The sequence below is a fragment of the Actinomadura sp. KC345 genome (genome assembly GCF_004348515.1).
Classification (GTDB): Bacteria; Actinomycetota; Actinomycetes; order Streptosporangiales; family Streptosporangiaceae; genus Spirillospora.
Map to the genome: position 1 here is coordinate 1 of NZ_SMKH01000182.1, position 15576 is coordinate 15576.

The window sequence follows — 15576 nt, forward strand, 5'->3', positions numbered from 1 at the left end:
GACCCGACCGAACAAACATCCGGCCGAGCCGAAAAAGGCACTGGCTTTTAACACGCTGTTGAGTTCTCAAGAAACGGACACCCACCGCGCCGAACCCCGCTCCCGCAGGCCCCGGCTCCGGGGCAACTCGCTTTTCCCACTCTACCCAATCGAGCCGGACTGTCAATTTCCGGCCTTTTGGGCAACGCCGTTCCGGTGCCGCTTGCGCGGCGCCTTCCGGGCGGTGAAGCCATTTCATCAGATCCGGCGCGATTGTCAAAATCGGCTTTTTCCGATCCACCACGGCACGCCGGGCGCGGCAAAGCCGCACCCTGCTCGTCGTTGGTGGTTTCCCCTCGGGCCGGCCGCCTTCAGGCGTCCCGCGTCCCCGTGGGGCGAAGTGAACAGTATGCCCACGGCGAGTGAACGTCAAACCGACTCGCACGGCTACTCCGCGCGGTGCCCGACGTGACGCGGGGCACAACACACCGTCGCGCCCGTTCTACCTTGGGTTTTGTGCCAGTTCATCCGCCTTGGTAGCCAGTACAACGCCTGGAGGACCGGCATTATTTCTTTTAGGCAACGTCGGCGCGAAGCTCATGGCTTCGCCAGGTAGCCACCGATGAAGAGCATCCCTTCGGCGAACACCCAGACGAAGGCCGCCACGGTGAGGAGTGCGTCCAGCCGGTCGGGCCTGCGCCGCACTCCCGGTAGCGACCACGCCGTCACGGCGATGGCCGCCGCGAGGGCGGCGACCGGTGCGGACAGCCGGACCGCGTCCTGGAAGCCGGCGCCGCACCCCGGGTCGTAGCCTTCGCCCTCACCGCAGAAGGCGGTGTCTCCCCAGCCGCCCAGGGCCGAGAACAGCCACAGCACGGCCAGCACGCAGTTCGCGATCGTCGGAATCGCAGGGGATATCCACCAGTCACCGGAGCGGCTCGGAGCGACTTGCACGTTTCATTACCTACCCCAGGCCGCCCGGCACGAAAAGGGGAGGCCCGCCATCGGAGCGGTCGAAACAGGCGCGCATGGCCGCGTGCCAAGGGTTGGCGTGCACGTCCGGGTAGAGGACGCCCACGGCCACGCAGTACTTGCTCATCTTCGCGGGGCGGACGCCGAGGTCGCGGAGGATCCGGTCCACCGGGGCGTCGGCCCGTTCGGACTTCGATTCGATCAGGACCATCCCCGGGTCGGCGGCCATGCCGGCGCCGTCCCGTGTGCAGGTCAGGCTCGCGTCGAGCGTCACCCGGCCCGGGCCGGAGAGCTGGACGAGGGTCGAGCGCAGGTAGCCGGTCGTCGCGGACGGGACGACGGTGTCCGGCGCGTTCACCCGGTACGCGTCAAGCAGGACCTCCTCCAGGAACACCCGCGCCGCACCGTCCATCTCGGCACGACGCGTCGCTTCGTAGGGCATGCGCCGTTTGTCGGTGACGTTGCGCACGCCCGCGAGCTTCAGTTCGAACACGCACTCGCCGCTGTCGAGGTACGTCCGGGTCCGGATCTTGAAGCGGCGCCGGCGGCCCTGCCGATGCTGGCGGAACGTGAGCAGGTCGGGGGTGTCGAAGTAGGTCGAGGAGTAGCGGAACCGGCGCCGGCCGCCGATGTCCAGTGCGGCGTACTCCCCGCCGAGCCGGGGCAGTATCGCCTCGGCCATCGCGGCCGGCACCAGGTACTTGCGATCCACCCGGGTCTGCAGTTCGGCGCGTTCGAGTACCTGCGCGAGGCCGATCGGAGGCAGTGCCGCGGTGAGGCGGGCGAGTGCCGAGGCTCCGTCGGCGGTCATCGCGTCACGCGTCCGGCCGGAGGCACGTCCGACGCGGCATAGGTGGGGTACGGCGTCCTGATCTCATGGCTTCGGGGGTCCGGCTTGGCGGCGTGCCGCCGGAAGCGGACGTCCACGACCATCACGTCCCGCACATAGTCGGCCTCGGTGACGTTGCAGGCCAGGACCGTTCCGCCGAGGCGGTTCTCCAGGTCGGCGCGCAGGGCCGCGGGATCGGCGTGCACGACGTCGAGCGTCACCACCTGGTGGCAGGTGCGCGAGGAGAACCGGGGGTGGTCGGCGACGTACATCATCGCGAGGAGCACCACGTCGAGCAGGACCGCGAGCCAGGGGATGACCGCGGCGATACCGTTCACCAGGCCCAGCGCCAGCGCGACGAAGTAGTAGCCGATCTCCTCCTGGGTGATGGCGTCCGATCGCAACCGGATGATCGACAGAACCGCGAACAGCCCGAACCCGACGGCGATGTCGGCGCGTTCGGCCAGCAGCAGCGAGACGACGGTGAAGACGCCCACGTTGACCGCGATGTACGCGAGCCGCAGGTCGCGGCGGTGATGCCGGCGGAAGTAGATCGCGTGCGCCAGGATGGTGATCGCGACGAGATCCGCGGCGAGGCCGTACAGGACGTGCGCGGCCACAGGTGCCTCCTTCTGGTCGGTGCCCATTCCCGAAGGACGGTTTCCGCCCGTGATGGGAAGCGCGTGAGAGCCAGATGAAAGAACCCTCATCCAGGGCCCCGGAACGACCGGTGAGCAGCCCGGATGAGGGCCTTCTCATCTGACGTTAACTTTTCGTTCGCGGTGATATGCGAGGTTGTTCGTATGTCGGTACGCACGTCGTTCATCGGGATCGGTGTGGCCGGGACGCTGGTCATCGGCCTCGTGGCCGGGCTCGCCCGGGCGCACGAGAACTCCCCTCCGTCGCTCGGGAACACCATCGAGGTCACCACGTCACCCAGTACCGGAGGCGGGGAACCGCGGGGAACTCCGGACTCGCCGGGCGCGACCGCCGCGTCGCCGGACCGGGGGTCGTCGTCGCCCGGTCCGGCCGGACCGTCCGCCTCGGCGACGGCGGGCGGCCGCGCGGTGGCGCCGCCGCCGGTCGCCCCGGACGACGATGACGACGACGGTCCGGGCGACGATGACGACGGCTGAAGGCCGGGTCACCGCGCGGGCGCGCATCGTGGGCTGGATGCTGCTGCTCGTCGGGCTGGCACTGGCCGGGTCCGTCGCCGTGACCTGGTCGGTGCTGTCCGCGCGGCTGAACGACAGGGTCGACGGCGAGCTCACCCACGAGGCCAACAAGCTCCGCAGCTACACGCAGAACGGGGTGGACCCGGCGACGGGCCGTCCTCCGGCGGACGTGTCGGAGCTGCTGACCGGTTACCTCGTCCACAACCTGCCCGACAGCTACGAGACGTTCTTCTCCGTGGTGGACGGGCGGGCCGCGCGGCGCAGCGCGCAGGAGCCGCCGGCCAGGCTCGATCACGACCCCGCGTTCGTCGCCAGGGTCGCCCGGACCCGGACGCCTGCCTACGGCTGGGTCGACAGCGCGGCCGGTGAGGTGCGGTACGCCGTGCTGCCGGTGCGGATGTCAGGAGATCCGCGGCAGGCGGCGCTGGTCGTGGTGCAGTTCCGGGACGCGCAGCGCGCGGAGGTGACCGAGACGACGCGGGTCCTGGGGTTCACCGCGTTCGGGGCGCTGGCGGTGGCCGGGCTGGTCGGCTGGCTGATCGCGGGACGGGTGCTGGCGCCGATCCGCCTCGTCCGGCAGACCGCCGACCAGATCGGGGAGTCGGACCTGACGCGGCGGCTGGTCGTCCGCGGCAACGACGACGTGGCGGCGCTGGCGTCCACGTTCAACCGGATGCTGGACCGGCTGGAGTCGGCGTTCGCGGCGCAGCGCCGGTTCCTGGACGACGCGGGCCACGAGCTGCGGACTCCGATCACCGTCATCCGCGGCCACCTGGAGCTGATGGCCGACGACGACCCGGCGGAGCGCGAGGAGACCCGCGCGCTGCTCATGGAGGAACTCGACCGGATGAACCGGATGGTCAACGACCTGATCATGCTGGCGAAGGCCGACCGCCCGGACTTCCTGACCGTCGCGGAGGTCGATCTCGCGGACCTGACGGTCGACGTGGTCGCCAAGTCGCGCGGGCTCGGAGACCGCCGCTGGCGGGTCGGCGCGGTCGCGGAGGTGCGGGTGCTGGGGGACGCGCAACGGCTGACGCAGGCGCTGATGCAGCTGGCGTCCAACGCGGCGCGGCACACCCGCGACGGCGACACGATCGAGGTCGGCTCGGCCGTGCGGGACGGATCGGTGCTGCTCTGGGTACGCGACACCGGACCGGGCGTGGCATCGGAGGACGCCGAACGGATCTTCGGACGGTTCGTCCGAGCCGCCCAGCCGGCGAACGGCAAGAGCCCGGCGGAGGGCTCGGGGTTGGGGCTGGCCATCGTCGCGTCGATCGCCAAGGCGCACGGCGGGGCGGCGTATGTGCAGAGCCCGCTGGGCGGAGGCGCGGAGTTCGTCCTGGCCCTGCCGTTGCGACCGGCGCCCGGGGGCCTGCCGTATGAGGCCGGCGCCATGGCGGACACGGTCGTCCTCCCCGCACCGGAACTGGCGGCGTCCGCCGACACGGAGGTGACGCGGTGAACCGGATCCTCATCGCCGAGGACGAGCGGCGGATCACCTCGTTCCTTGAGAAGGGCCTGCACAAGAACGGTTTCACGACCCAGGTCGTCGCCGACGGGCTGTCGGCCTACGAGTACGCGCGGACCGGCGACTTCGACCTGATGATCCTGGACCTCGGATTGCCGGTGCAGGACGGTTTCACGGTGCTGCGCCGGCTGCGCGGCGAACGCGTGACGATGCCGATGATCATCCTGACGGCGCGGGACACCGTGGCGGACACCGTCGCGGGCCTGGAGGGCGGCGCGGACGACTACCTCGCCAAGCCGTTCGCGTTCGAGGAGCTGCTCGCGCGGATCCGGCTGCGGCTGCGGACGGAGCGGATCCCGGAGGCGACCGTGCTGCGGGCCGGCGACCTGGACCTCGACCTGCGGACGCGGCGGGCTCGCGCCGGCGGCCGGACGGTCGAGCTGACCGCCCGCGAGTTCGCGCTGGCCGAGGTGTTCTGCCGCCATCCCGACCAGGTGCTGACCCGTGAGCAGCTGCTCAGCCAGGTGTGGGGGTTCGACTTCGACCCGGGGTCCAACATCGTCGACGTCTACATCCGCTACCTGCGGCGCAAGCTCGGGTCCGCGCGCATCGAGACGGTCCGCGGGATCGGCTACCGGCTGCGCCCGTGACCGGGCCGCGGCGGGCGGCGGGTCAGGTGACCTCCTTGGACTCGTGGAGGCTCATGTCCATCACGATCGCCGTCACGGCGGCCATGGTCCGCAGCGGCTCCGGGACGGGGTCGTGGATCTCGACGGTGTACTTGTCGGCCGTCGTCAGCAGGTGGGTGGCGAGTCCGGCCCACTTCTTGCGCACGTGGGCGACCTTGGCGCCGTCCTTGTCGGTCACCTCGAAGTTGGTGCGCGGCACGTCCACGTCGACGGCGCCGATCAGCGTGCCGTCGCCGTCGTAGACGACGTAGCGGCGCCCGACCCGCTCGGTGACGAACGAGCCGATCACGTCCTCCTCGGGGCCGAGGACCTCGGTGTAGTCCCGTCCCCGCGGCTTCTCCACGGTCAGCACGGACTTCCCGTCGGGGGTGGTCAGCTGGACGGCGCGGGCATCGAGGTTCGACTTGCCGGGGAGCACGCCCCGCATCGCCTTGGCCCGCCCCTCGTCGTCCACCGGAGCCGCGGTGGCCAGGAGGGTGTCGTCGTCGTCGATCACCTTGTAGCGCGACTTGCCGAACGGCCCTCGGCGCGGCTGCTCAACCCTGAACGCGGAGGAACTGAACGGATCGCTCATGCATTCTCCCAGCCTCGTCGTGGAGCGGCCTTGCCGCGAGGCATACGGTACGCCAAAGTCCCCCGGCGCAAGTGCTACCCGATCGGCCAGTCCTTGCCTTCGTAGAACATCAGGTCGATCCCGATCGCGATGACCGGCACCAGAAACCGGAGTGGGTCATGGAGGGGCTGGAAGATCTCCACCGAGTACCTGTCGGAGGTGGTCAGCAGTTCGGTCGCGGGCCCCTTGAACTTCTTCTCGATCTGCGCGACGTGGTTGCCGTAGCCGTCCAGAACGGGGAACTTGTAGCCGAATCGGCTGCCCTCCAGACTGCCGACGGGGCGTTCCGCCGAGTCCAGGAGCGTGAACTGGTACCCGGCTTTATCGGCGATCCTTTGCAGGCACCCGATCAGTGCGCCGTCGGGGGTGCTCACCCGGGTCCTGGAACTCGACGACCCCTTGCCCGCCTCCACACCGACCAGCGGAACGCCCTGAGCACTCTCGACATGGACGAGGCGGCCGCTGCCGCCGCCTCCTCCCACGACCCGGCCCGCCTTCCGCAGCCGTGAGATGTCACGCTCCCCCGCGGTCGCCATCAGCGTGCCGTGGCCGTCGAACACCTTGTACTCGGAGCGCGCGCCGGGGGCGCTGCGCGGCTGATCGATGCGCAGGACCGGGGAGCTGAAGGATCACTCATGGATCGGCATCATGGCAGCACCCGCACGGCCGGAGGAACCCGAGTTCCGGCGTCGCCGACATGGTCGTCGCGCACACGAAAGGGACGGCCCCTTGGGACCGCCCCTTTCATGTCGCGTGGTTACACGCCGCCGATCAGAAGTCCATGCCGCCCATGCCGCCGGTCGGGTCGCCCGCCGGGGCCGGGTTCTTCTCCGGCTTCTCGGCGATGACCGCCTCGGTGGTCAGGAACAGCGCGGCGATCGACGAAGCGTTCTGCAGCGCGGACCTGGTCACCTTGGCCGGGTCGAGAATCCCGGCGTCGAACATGTTGATGTAGTCGCCGGTGGCGGCGTTGAGGCCCTCGCCGGGCGTGAGCCCGCGGACCCGCTCCACCACGACGCCGCCCTCAAGGCCGGCGTTGACGGCGATCTGCTTCAGCGGCTCCTCCAGAGCGCGCTTGACGATGTTCGCGCCGGTGGCCTCGTCACCCACGAGCTCCAGCTTGTCGAACGCCTTGGCGCCGGCCTGCAGCAGCGCCACACCACCGCCGGGGACGATGCCCTCCTCGACCGCGGCCTTGGCGTTGCGGACGGCGTCCTCGATGCGGTGCTTGCGCTCCTTGAGCTCCACCTCGGTCGCGGCGCCGGCCTTGATCACCGCGACACCGCCCGCGAGCTTGGCCAGGCGCTCCTGGAGCTTCTCGCGGTCGTAGTCGGAGTCGGTGTTGTCGATCTCGGTGCGGATCTGGTTGACCCGGCCCGCGATCTCGTTGGCGTCACCGGCGCCGTCCACGATCGTGGTTTCGTCCTTGGTGATGACGACCTTGCGGGCACGGCCCAGCATGTCGGTCGTGGTGTTCTCCAGCTTGAGACCCACGTCCTCGCTGATGACCTGGCCGCCGGTCAGCGTGGCGATGTCGCCCAGCATGGCCTTGCGGCGGTCGCCGAAGCCCGGCGCCTTCACGGCGACGGACTTGAAGATCCCGCGGATCTTGTTGACGACCAGGGTGGCCAGCGCCTCACCCTCGACGTCCTCCGCGATGATCAGCAGCGGCTTGCCGGACTGCATGACGCCCTCGAGGACGGGCAGCAGGTCCTTGTTCGCCGACGCCTTGCCCTGAACGATCAGGATGTACGGGTCCTCCAGGACCGCTTCCATCCGCTCGGGGTCGGTCACGAAGTAGTGCGAGATGTAGCCCTTGTCGAAGCGCATCCCCTCGGTCAGCTCGAGCTCCAGACCGAAGGTCTGGCTCTCCTCGACCGTGATGACGCCTTCCTTGCCGACCTTGTCCATCGCCTCGGCGATCATCTCGCCGATCTGCTGGTCGCCGGCGGAGATGGAGGCCGTGGAGGCGATCTGCTCCTTGGTCTCCACGTCCTTGGCGAGCTTGGACAGCTCCTCGCTGACCCGCTCGACCGCGGACTCGATGCCCCGCTTCAGCGACATCGGGTTCGCACCCGCGGCCACGTTCCGCAGACCCTCGCGCACCAGCGCCTGGGCCAGAACGGTCGCCGTGGTGGTGCCGTCACCCGCGACGTCGTCGGTCTTCTTCGCTACTTCCTTGACGAGCTCCGCGCCGATCTTCTCCCACGCGTCCTCGAGCTCGATCTCCTTGGCGATCGACACACCGTCGTTGGTGATCGTGGGAGCGCCCCACTTCTTCTCCAGCACGACGTTGCGCCCCTTGGGACCAAGGGTCACCTTGACGGCGTCGGCGAGCTGGTTCATGCCACGCTCGAGGCCGCGCCTGGCATCCTCGTCGAACGCGATCATCTTTGCAGCCATAGGCTCCAGTCCTCCCGGAACAAGGTGGCTTAGACGGATCGAGCCGACGCCCGCGACGGACGGCCCCCACCGACGACTTCCATTCCGCCGCCGACATGAGGCCTCATCGCCCCGACCCAGACTGTGAAGTTGTCACTCTCCACAGCAGAGTGCCAACCGTGTTTTTAGCACTCTACCCTGCCGAGTGCAAGCGCCGTGCATCCTCGTCCGGGGAAGGTTCATCTACCTGCCCCGACCCGTTCCCACCTGCGCCGGAGTCCAGTTCGGGAGCGTCACCGGTGTGTCGCCGTGATCCACTGTGTGTGATCGTCCGTCGGTATTCACGGAACGATCGCGGAACACGTGCCCGAGGGTGGGGCAGCGGAGCGGCGGACTGTTCCGCGTGTTCCGCGACGGGGGTAGGAGGAGCCCCCAGCGCTGCATCAATGCGCCGGTTCATGATCTCCTCGTCACCATCGATGCAGTGAGCATACGTGCTCTGGAGCATGGCCACCGAATGCCCGGCGCGAGCCGCCACGTTGGCCGCCGGAACCCCGCCGTTCAGCCACAGCGACAGGCACGCGTGACGCAGGTCGTACGGCCGTTGGGCGAGCGGCGTGGCGAGTTGGGCGGCCGTCAGGACGTGTTCACGAGCCCGCCGCCAAACGGACTCGTAACTGACCGGCGCGAGCCGGTTCCCGCGTTGGCTGCGGAACAGCCGACCGTCATCGGCCGCGCCGAACTCGGCCACATGGGCACGCAAGATGGCGACCAGTTCAGGAGAGGCCGGGACGGGACGCTTCACCCCTTTGGGACGGGCCTTGAGGCTCCTCGGCTGGTGGTACTGGCCGTCATCGGTCCACTGCTTACCCGATGCCGGGCTAGAGCCAGCGAGGAGGAGACGGCCCCAGCCGGTTGCCGGAAGCTCGCAGTCGTCCAGGCGCAGGGCAACCGCCTCCGAGGGGCGGAGGCCCGCGAAGTACAGACAGGCGAAGAAGGCGAGGAGATGCCGTCCGACCCGAGGGGCGACGACCGGAACGGCAGCCAGCATGGCCCGCGCCTGATCAGGGTTGGGCACTTGACGGGGGTCGACCTGTTCCGCCGTCTTGGGAACCTCCCAGCGGACACCACCGAGCGGATTTGCCGAAAAGACTTTGAGTTCCACGGCGTAATCCAGGCAGGAGCGGAATACGGAGAGGCGCCGCGCGACTGACTTCGGCGCCGCTGGCTTCCCGTCCAGGTTGACCGCCATTGCGTCGAGAGCGTTTCGGAGTAGCACCGGGTCTTCCAGGTCAGCCAGTGGAACGGATTTCTTGGCCAGCCAGGCGAGGGCGCCGGCGGTCTCTGGCGGAGGCTCTTGTTTTTCCATACGCTGCCGATTGAACGCCCAGGTTGCGAGAGCCCGATGCAGAGTCTCGGGTCCGGGTGTCCCCCGCTCGTCGACCATCAGGCCCCGAGTGACCGACGCCAAGCAGTCGGCTACGGTCGCACGAGTCTTGGCCGCGCTACCAGGCCAGTTCCGCACCGCGTAGGCCCGCGCATGGTCGTACCACGACCCTGACTTGTGCGTTCGCATCATCGACTCGGGAAGGCCCGTCACCGTGTCGAAGGCTTCACCCCGCCGGGCCGCCTGGACGAGGTCCGAGCGGTAGTGCTCAGCCAAGGTTTTCGTGACGAACCATTCCGACTTCTCTTGCCCGGCCACGATCCAGCGGACGCCGTACGGGCGAGGGCGATTCTTCACGTTCTTGATGGACCAGAACCGCACCTGATACGACATCATGCCGCCGCGCTCCCTTGCTCAAGTGAGTCGATCCAGGCGAGAACCTCGGAACGACGAAAGCGAAGTTCGCCGTTGGGGAGCTTGAGGCCCGCAGGAGCCCGACCCGTTGCCCGCCAACGGTAGAAGACGTTCCGATCCACGTCCCCGCCCAGCTCTGCGAGGACTTCTTTCGTGGTCATCAACTCACTGCGCTTCACGCTGCCTCCGCAGTTGCCGAAAGTTCTGGGGTGGGGTCGTTGGTCGCTTGGTCGAGCTGGCGACGTCGTTGGATGCGTTCGTTGATGAGGTGCATGAGCCGTCGTTCGATCGGCTTGACGTCGGGGTCACCGGGTCCGGCGCGTTCCCAGACGTGCATGGCGTTCGGGTCGGCCGGGTTGGTGACGGGGATTCCGGCCTCAGCGAGGCGGGCCAGCACCCAGGCTTTGCGGTCGGCTTTGTGGTCGGCGAGGGTCTTGCCCGACCACTTGCGGGAGACCAGGACCCGGCGTCCGCCGTAGCCGAGGTGTTCGCGGCGGTGTGCCTTGCCCTTGCAAAAGCCCGGCATCATGCCCTTGCGCGGGTTCTTGGGCTGGACGCCGTAGCGCAGCCAGTTCGCGCACGTCGGCGAGCACGGCTCGAATCGGAGTGCTTCGGCCATCCGGTCGACGTGTTCACGCTGCCGGCTGGTTTCGGCGGTGTGGCATTCGGCGACGCCCTTGACGAGGTACTTGGTCAGGTATCCGATGAGCTTGCGGGACTGCGGGGAGTCGGGCATGACGCCCTGGGCGTCGATCTGGCGCCCGAACTTGACCACGTGCAGGGGGTCGGCATCCTCGTCCAGGCCGAGCGCGTCTAGGGCCTCGTCCCAGGTGGGCAGGACTTCACCGGTTGCCGGGTCGAGGTATCCGCCCTCTGGACCGGCCACGTCGTCCCATACCGGCAGGTGCTCCCCGGAGAAGACCACGCGGTCGGTCGAGGGCCACCACACCTGGTGATACGTGGCCGCGACCACTTGCCGTAGTTCGGCGCGGGAGATGGTTCCGCGGATGGCCATGTGCAGGTGCGGAGCCAGGCGGCGTTGCGGTTCGACGGCGGCGAAGTACTGCACGTCGTGCCCGACGAAGCGGCGCAGGTTCTGCACGAACCGGTCTATGAGCTTGGAGAAGTGCAACGCGTCCCGCGCGGCCCGCGTGTAGTCGTAGGTGTCGGGGTCGACCGGTGCTCCGTCCGAGCACACGCGCCCGTAGGAGTCCAACGTGAGGGTCAGGAAGATCGAGGGCCGGAAGGTCTTGCCGTCCTTACCTCGGTACACCTTGCCGACCGTGCGGGAGTCGACCGGACGCCGAGGAAGGTCTGGAGCGTCTTGCCGCCGCCGAGTCGACCGGGTGCGCCGACTCTTGCTCTCCTCACCGGTTTTGAGGGCACCGCGTACGCCGGAGCGTTCAAGTTCATGGTCGAGGTCACGCACCATGGCGTCCCAGAACTCGGAGTCTTCCCCGTCCGCCGTTCCGTCCTCGGCCGCACGGTCGCGGGACGCTTGGGCTTGTGCTCGCAGTTGCATCCAGGCGCGTTGTTCGTCGTCGGGGTCGGCGCGGGTGATCTGGGGTTCGGTGTCCAGGTGCCAGCCTTGACGGCACTGCACGGCGCGGAGTTTGCGCTTGCGTTCGGCGCACGAGGGGCACACCGACTCCAGGGTGTGCCCGCACGGGACATAGACGACCTCGGCCGTGCCCGTGTTGAGGTCGACCCGGCGCATGGGCACGGGCCGGATGCAGACGCCGTGTTCGACCGCGACCGATTCCAGCACGCCGCGCGCCAGCGGAGCCAGCGTCTTGACGACCGGTTCCGGTGCGGGTTCGGGCGGGGAGACGTCAACGTCAGGGGCGTCGAGGGTAGGTTGGGTGACGGTGGGAGCGGTGTTGGTCACGCAGCCCCCTTGTTGTCGAGGTCGGGGAGGCCGAGCGCGAGCATCGCTCGGATATCGGCGTCGGAGACGTAGGCGGCCCGCACCCGCACCGGATCCGGACTCGTCTCCAGCCGGACGAACCCCACCCCCGCACCGACCTCCGGGACCGAGGAGATCTGGTCGGCCAGGGCGCCGCGGTCGCGGGCACCGTCGCCAAGGACCATGTCGACCTGGTCGTCTTCGTCCAGGCGCAGGGCGATCCGGTCGGGGAACAGGTTGCGCAGGTTGTTGACCTCTTTGCGTGCGTCCTGCTGCGCGCCGATCACGCAGTACCCCACCGACCGGCCTTGTGAGGTCAGCACCGCAAGCGCGGATTCGGCGCGCTTGCGTAGGTCGCGTTCGGGGCAGTAGGCGGTCAGGAACGCCAGCTCATCGACCACGATCACCCGGAACGGGAACTCACGCGAGGGCGTGAACGAGCGAGTGTGACCGGCGAAGCGTTCGGCGCGGGCGTTCATGTCCTCGGCCGCCGCTTCCAGGAGGTCGACCATGCCGCCTTTGGGGTCGTCGCTGTAGCGCCCGTACCGTTCGAACAGCGCCCGCCCGAAGCTCAGTTCCATGCGCTTGGGGTCGACGGCCCACACCTCCACCAGCCCCCCGAGCAGGAGCGGCAGAAGTGCGCGGATCGTGGACCAGATCACTGAACCCTTGCCGGCCCCCGTCGCGCCCGCGATCAGGACGTGGGTTTCCAGGAGCCGGAGCAGCCAGGGTGAGCCGTCTTCGGCCGTCCGACCGGCAACGCCCGTAGGTCGACGTCGGAGGCGTCCGGAACAGGTAGCGCGGGGATGGGGATGGCGAGGGCGTCGCGGCGGACGAACTCCAGCCAGATCCGGCCTGGACGGTCCCCGTTCCGGACGCGGACCAGGGATGCGCCGAAGCCGTGCGCGAGGTTGGCCGCGACCCGTTCCCAGGCGTCGGGAGCCTGCCCCTTGAGCATGCGGACCAGGACCCGATCAGAGGTCGGGCCGCAGCGGACCCGGACGAGCGAGGGCAGGTATTCGCGCCCCTTGTGGACCTTGGTGAGTCCGGCGGTGACCAGGACGGGTTGCCAGTCCCGCCGGTAGATGAACACCAGTCGCCACCAGGACCGGACGGGTCGGGCCACCCAGCGGACGAAGGAGGGACGGTCCGCCGCCGCCCAGGTGCCGAGGATGACGAGGACGAGGGCCAGGACGAGGACGGGGACCGTCCACCCGAACCGGTAGCCAAGCCAGCCGAGCCCGGCCGCGATGGAGACGGGGACGATGTTGCGGACCAGGAACACCAGGACGCGGACCAGGACGCGGACGGTGTTGACGATCAGCACCAGGCCCTCGGGCATGTGCCACACCGGGGGCGCCCACTTGGGGGCCGCGAAGGGGTCTCGCTGGGTTTCGACGGCGACGTTTTCGCCGGGTGAGAGCTTGCGGAACTCCCATGCCATGATGGGTCACCTCTTCACTAGCTGTGCTGTGGGGGAGAGAAGCGGGGCGGCCGGAGGTACCAGCTCCAGCCGCCCCACCCAGATCAAGCCGCCGGGTCCTGCGCAGGCTCGGAACCGCCGTTGGCGACGTGGAGCCGCTCCACCTCGGCCGCGTAGAGGGCGAACGAGGTGGCGAGCTTGCGCGCGACCCAGACGTCCCCGGCGGTCGGAGCAGTGGCGTTGGTCGGGGAGAGCGTCACGTCAGCGCGCGAGTGCGACAGCGAGATCTGCGCCCGGTCCTTGCCGCGCGGGCACACCACCGACAGCCACTTGTCGGGCAGCATGCTCACCGACGTGTGCGCCGACCCGTCCGGCTTCACCGACACCGTGGTGTAGCTGTAGGAATCCATCACGCAGCCCTCCTCTTGCCCGAGGAGCGCCCGGACGAGGAGCCACGGCCGGAGCGGTACAGCCGCTCCACTTCCACCGCGTACGCCGCCGCCTGCTCGGCCAGGCCCCGCGCGAACTCGACGTCTTCGGCCCGCAGTCGTTCGGGAAGGGTGAGGGTGACCAGCACCCGCCCCGCCGAGACGGTGAACAGCGGCGTGCGCGCCCGGAACGCCCGGAACTCGGTGGAGGCCGCGCCGTCGATGGGCAGCGACAGCGCCGACATCCGCCCGCCCGCCATCACGCCGCATCCTTGGCAGCGTTGTCCTTGCCCGAGGTACGGGACGCGGACGCGCCGCCCCGGGAGTTGGCCGGACGGACCGCCGCCGCCTTCAGCGAGTAGGCCAGCCGCCCGGTACCGGAGTTGACGTACGGCGTCACCGCCAAGCCGTCGAACTCGACCGGCACGAACGGGAACCCCGCCGGAGCCTCCGGCATGATCGGCTGCACCGGCCCCATCAGCTTGACCTTGAACGTCCCCTTGGACTCCGGGTCAGCGTCCAGGACCTCGATGGCCCAGACCAGTTCGCCGGTGTCCTTGTCGCGGGCCTGGATGAAGTTCTCTTTCGTCGACCGGTCGAAGTCGCGCACCGGCTCCACACCGCCCTTGATGTACGCGCCGTAGGGGAACACGTCCCCGAACGCGACCTTGAACGGACCCTGCACGGCCATCGTGATACTCCCTGTCGTTCGATCCTTCTGACGTCAACTCGGTTTGTCGAGTTGCTGTATCGACAGGCTATGCGACGACGACGGATTTACAAGGAGTACAAGACGACTTATCGAGTGATCTGGGTCACAGTCCGTAGGACTCTTCGAGCACGTGCAGCGATCCGGGTAGCGCGACCTCCGCGACCAGGACCGTCCGCCCCGTGGAGTCGACCACCGAGCCCAGCACCGACAGCACCGGCTCACCCTCGGCCAGGTCGAGGGATTCACGCTCTTGCTCGGTGGGACGACGAGCCCGAAGGCGCTCATCAACGCGGGCCAACCGGTCCCGGGCCGACGCGGTCAAGAGCTGGCGGATCGGAACCGTCAACGGCCCCTCTTGATCCAGGCCCGAGGCCCGCGCGACATCGAGCGGAGCCCACAGCGAGACAAGCTCACTGGCGATGGAGTCATACAGGCCCACGTAGCGCCGCAGGTGGACAGGTGCCGATTCGGCCAGGCCGAGCAGCATCGCCACCGCACCCGGCGCAGTGGAACGACCGACCTGCACCACCCTGACCGAGGTGGCGCTTTCCTGGCGATCCAGGACCGCGAGACCGGGCCGGCTGTTACGTGCCCCCGACGCGGGAACGGCCTTCACGAAGGTGCCCCGCCCGTGCTCACGATGGAGCTCACCCAGCAGTTGCATCTCATTCAAAGCACGAACCACCGTGGGACGCGACGCCCCGAACTCCCGCCCAAGCGCCGCCTCAGAGGGAATCGGCGCGTTGACGGGATAGGTTCCGTCCTCGATCCGGGCGCGAAGCGTCTCCATGATCTGGACGTACTTCGGAGCGTACGAAGGGTGATCTGACACGAGGTCCTGCCAACAGCTCGACAACACGAGTACCCACAGCAAACCAGGACTCCACCAGTCCTGTCACGGCATCACCGGTTCCGAGCTGGCACTTTTCTTCCCTCAGGACGATCTGAGCCCCCGGCGCTAAGCCCGCAGTGATCGACTGCGGCACGCCGGGGGCTCAGCTCAACCTTGTCGACGCAGGCCCGCGGGTTCCCCTGCACAAGGTCTCCACACAACCGTGCGCCTACTCGGGCCTTGGATTCTCCTGAACGGCCGTGACCTGCGGTGTTTGGGGCCGTGGAGTGACTTTGACGCCGGGGGTTGAGTTGGTTGCCGCCCGCCCTACGGGCGATTGGGGGACCCACCAGGCCGGGGGAAC

At 68.7% G+C, this 15576-nt stretch carries 18 protein-coding genes; 3 read left to right on the forward strand and 15 right to left on the reverse strand.

Annotated elements, in window-relative coordinates; translation table 11 throughout:
• Nucleotides 1–576 precede the first annotated feature (576 nt).
• Genes E1281_RS25795 through E1281_RS25805 form a run of 3 tightly spaced genes read right to left on the reverse strand, consistent with a single transcriptional unit; the run spans nucleotide 577 to nucleotide 2400 of the window.
• Complete coding sequence (locus tag E1281_RS25795) at nucleotides 577–933, reverse strand: hypothetical protein (protein WP_131882258.1); 357 nt, start codon at nucleotides 931–933, stop codon at nucleotides 577–579.
• Nucleotides 934–943: 10 nt separating this feature from the next.
• Nucleotides 944–1762, reverse strand: coding sequence for a polyphosphate polymerase domain-containing protein (locus tag E1281_RS25800; protein WP_131882259.1), 819 nt, complete (start codon nucleotides 1760–1762; stop codon nucleotides 944–946).
• Nucleotides 1759–2400: a DUF4956 domain-containing protein gene (locus E1281_RS25805; protein WP_243717403.1), complete on the reverse strand. Its 642-nt coding sequence runs from the start codon at nucleotides 2398–2400 to the stop codon at nucleotides 1759–1761. Before E1281_RS25805 ends, E1281_RS25800 begins: the two co-directional genes overlap by 4 nt.
• Nucleotides 2401–2583: 183 nt before the next feature.
• On the opposite strand from E1281_RS25805, the gene E1281_RS25810 reads away from it, so the two are divergent.
• From E1281_RS25810 to E1281_RS25820, 3 genes are read left to right on the forward strand one after another with little or no spacing between them, the layout of a single operon-like run.
• On the forward strand, nucleotides 2584–2916 hold the full coding sequence (locus tag E1281_RS25810) for a hypothetical protein (RefSeq protein WP_131882261.1): 333 nt from the start codon (nucleotides 2584–2586) through the stop codon (nucleotides 2914–2916).
• Nucleotides 2903–4420 carry a HAMP domain-containing sensor histidine kinase gene (locus tag E1281_RS25815; protein WP_131882262.1) on the forward strand — a complete coding sequence of 506 codons (1518 nt, stop codon included), beginning with the start codon at nucleotides 2903–2905 and terminating at the stop codon, nucleotides 4418–4420. The genes E1281_RS25810 and E1281_RS25815 overlap by 14 nt, the downstream gene beginning before the upstream one ends.
• Entirely contained in the window at nucleotides 4417–5076 is a 660-nt protein-coding gene (locus E1281_RS25820) for a response regulator transcription factor (protein ID WP_131882263.1), read from the forward strand. The genes E1281_RS25815 and E1281_RS25820 overlap by 4 nt, the downstream gene beginning before the upstream one ends.
• A 22-nt stretch (nucleotides 5077–5098) precedes the next feature.
• On the opposite strand, the gene E1281_RS25825 is transcribed toward E1281_RS25820, so the two are convergent.
• The 12 genes from E1281_RS25825 to E1281_RS25875 all read right to left on the reverse strand — a co-directional run bounded on the left by E1281_RS25825 (nucleotide 5099) and on the right by E1281_RS25875 (nucleotide 15170).
• Nucleotides 5099–5689: a phospholipid scramblase-related protein gene (locus E1281_RS25825; RefSeq protein WP_131882264.1), complete on the reverse strand. Its 591-nt coding sequence runs from the start codon at nucleotides 5687–5689 to the stop codon at nucleotides 5099–5101.
• Nucleotides 5690–5763: 74 nt separating this feature from the next.
• Nucleotides 5764–6288, reverse strand: a complete 525-nt coding sequence (locus tag E1281_RS25830; RefSeq protein WP_131882265.1) for a phospholipid scramblase-related protein — start codon at nucleotides 6286–6288, stop codon at nucleotides 5764–5766.
• 211 nt (nucleotides 6289–6499) lie between these two features.
• On the reverse strand, nucleotides 6500–8131 hold the full coding sequence (gene groL, locus E1281_RS25835; RefSeq protein ID WP_131882266.1) for a chaperonin GroEL: 1632 nt from the start codon (nucleotides 8129–8131) through the stop codon (nucleotides 6500–6502).
• Between the two features lie 172 nt (nucleotides 8132–8303).
• Complete coding sequence (locus E1281_RS25840) at nucleotides 8304–9893, reverse strand: tyrosine-type recombinase/integrase (RefSeq protein ID WP_131882267.1); 1590 nt, start codon at nucleotides 9891–9893, stop codon at nucleotides 8304–8306.
• Nucleotides 9890–10072, reverse strand: a complete 183-nt coding sequence (locus E1281_RS25845; protein ID WP_131882272.1) for a helix-turn-helix domain-containing protein — start codon at nucleotides 10070–10072, stop codon at nucleotides 9890–9892. The genes E1281_RS25840 and E1281_RS25845 overlap by 4 nt, the downstream gene beginning before the upstream one ends.
• Nucleotides 10073–10086: 14 nt before the next feature.
• Entirely contained in the window at nucleotides 10087–11799 is a 1713-nt protein-coding gene (locus tag E1281_RS25850) for a replication initiator (protein ID WP_347813309.1), read from the reverse strand.
• The gene (locus tag E1281_RS42105) at nucleotides 11796–12479 is read right to left on the reverse strand and encodes a hypothetical protein (RefSeq protein ID WP_243717404.1); all 684 of its coding nucleotides are present in this window, start codon (nucleotides 12477–12479) and stop codon (nucleotides 11796–11798) included. Before E1281_RS42105 ends, E1281_RS25850 begins: the two co-directional genes overlap by 4 nt.
• 32 nt (nucleotides 12480–12511) lie before the next feature.
• A complete protein-coding gene (locus E1281_RS42110) occupies nucleotides 12512–13261 on the reverse strand; it encodes a hypothetical protein (protein ID WP_243717406.1) in 750 nt (249 codons plus the stop codon).
• Nucleotides 13262–13344: 83 nt separating this feature from the next.
• Nucleotides 13345–13650, reverse strand: a complete 306-nt coding sequence (locus E1281_RS25860) for a hypothetical protein (RefSeq protein WP_131882268.1) — start codon at nucleotides 13648–13650, stop codon at nucleotides 13345–13347.
• Nucleotides 13650–13928 (reverse strand): hypothetical protein, encoded by a 279-nt coding sequence (locus E1281_RS25865; protein ID WP_131882269.1) that lies wholly within the window; start codon nucleotides 13926–13928, stop codon nucleotides 13650–13652. Before E1281_RS25865 ends, E1281_RS25860 begins: the two co-directional genes overlap by 1 nt.
• On the reverse strand, nucleotides 13928–14359 hold the full coding sequence (locus E1281_RS25870) for a plasmid replication, integration and excision activator (RefSeq protein WP_131882270.1): 432 nt from the start codon (nucleotides 14357–14359) through the stop codon (nucleotides 13928–13930). The genes E1281_RS25865 and E1281_RS25870 overlap by 1 nt, the downstream gene beginning before the upstream one ends.
• Nucleotides 14360–14483: 124 nt before the next feature.
• On the reverse strand, nucleotides 14484–15170 hold the full coding sequence (locus E1281_RS25875) for a GntR family transcriptional regulator (RefSeq protein ID WP_165959104.1): 687 nt from the start codon (nucleotides 15168–15170) through the stop codon (nucleotides 14484–14486).
• Between the last annotated feature and the right edge of the window lie 406 nt (nucleotides 15171–15576).

Bases quoted from the DNA above. Each gene is read 5' to 3' on its own strand.
- groL (WP_131882266.1), bottom strand. From the start codon at position 8,131: ATGGCTGCAAAGATGATCGCGTTCGACGAGGATGCCAGGCGCGGCCTC.
- E1281_RS25810 (WP_131882261.1), top strand. From the start codon at position 2,584: ATGTCGGTACGCACGTCGTTCATCGGGATCGGTGTGGCCGGGACGCTG.
- E1281_RS25860 (WP_131882268.1), bottom strand. From the start codon at position 13,650: ATGGATTCCTACAGCTACACCACGGTGTCGGTGAAGCCGGACGGGTCG.
- E1281_RS25845 (WP_131882272.1), bottom strand. From the start codon at position 10,072: ATGACCACGAAAGAAGTCCTCGCAGAGCTGGGCGGGGACGTGGATCGG.
- E1281_RS25870 (WP_131882270.1), bottom strand. From the start codon at position 14,359: ATGGCCGTGCAGGGTCCGTTCAAGGTCGCGTTCGGGGACGTGTTCCCC.
- E1281_RS25800 (WP_131882259.1), bottom strand. From the start codon at position 1,762: ATGACCGCCGACGGAGCCTCGGCACTCGCCCGCCTCACCGCGGCACTG.
- E1281_RS25815 (WP_131882262.1), top strand. From the start codon at position 2,903: ATGACGACGGCTGAAGGCCGGGTCACCGCGCGGGCGCGCATCGTGGGC.
- E1281_RS25840 (WP_131882267.1), bottom strand. From the start codon at position 9,893: ATGATGTCGTATCAGGTGCGGTTCTGGTCCATCAAGAACGTGAAGAAT.
- E1281_RS25825 (WP_131882264.1), bottom strand. From the start codon at position 5,689: ATGAGCGATCCGTTCAGTTCCTCCGCGTTCAGGGTTGAGCAGCCGCGC.
- E1281_RS42110 (WP_243717406.1), bottom strand. From the start codon at position 13,261: ATGGCATGGGAGTTCCGCAAGCTCTCACCCGGCGAAAACGTCGCCGTC.
- E1281_RS25875 (WP_165959104.1), bottom strand. From the start codon at position 15,170: ATGGAGACGCTTCGCGCCCGGATCGAGGACGGAACCTATCCCGTCAAC.
- E1281_RS25865 (WP_131882269.1), bottom strand. From the start codon at position 13,928: ATGGCGGGCGGGCGGATGTCGGCGCTGTCGCTGCCCATCGACGGCGCG.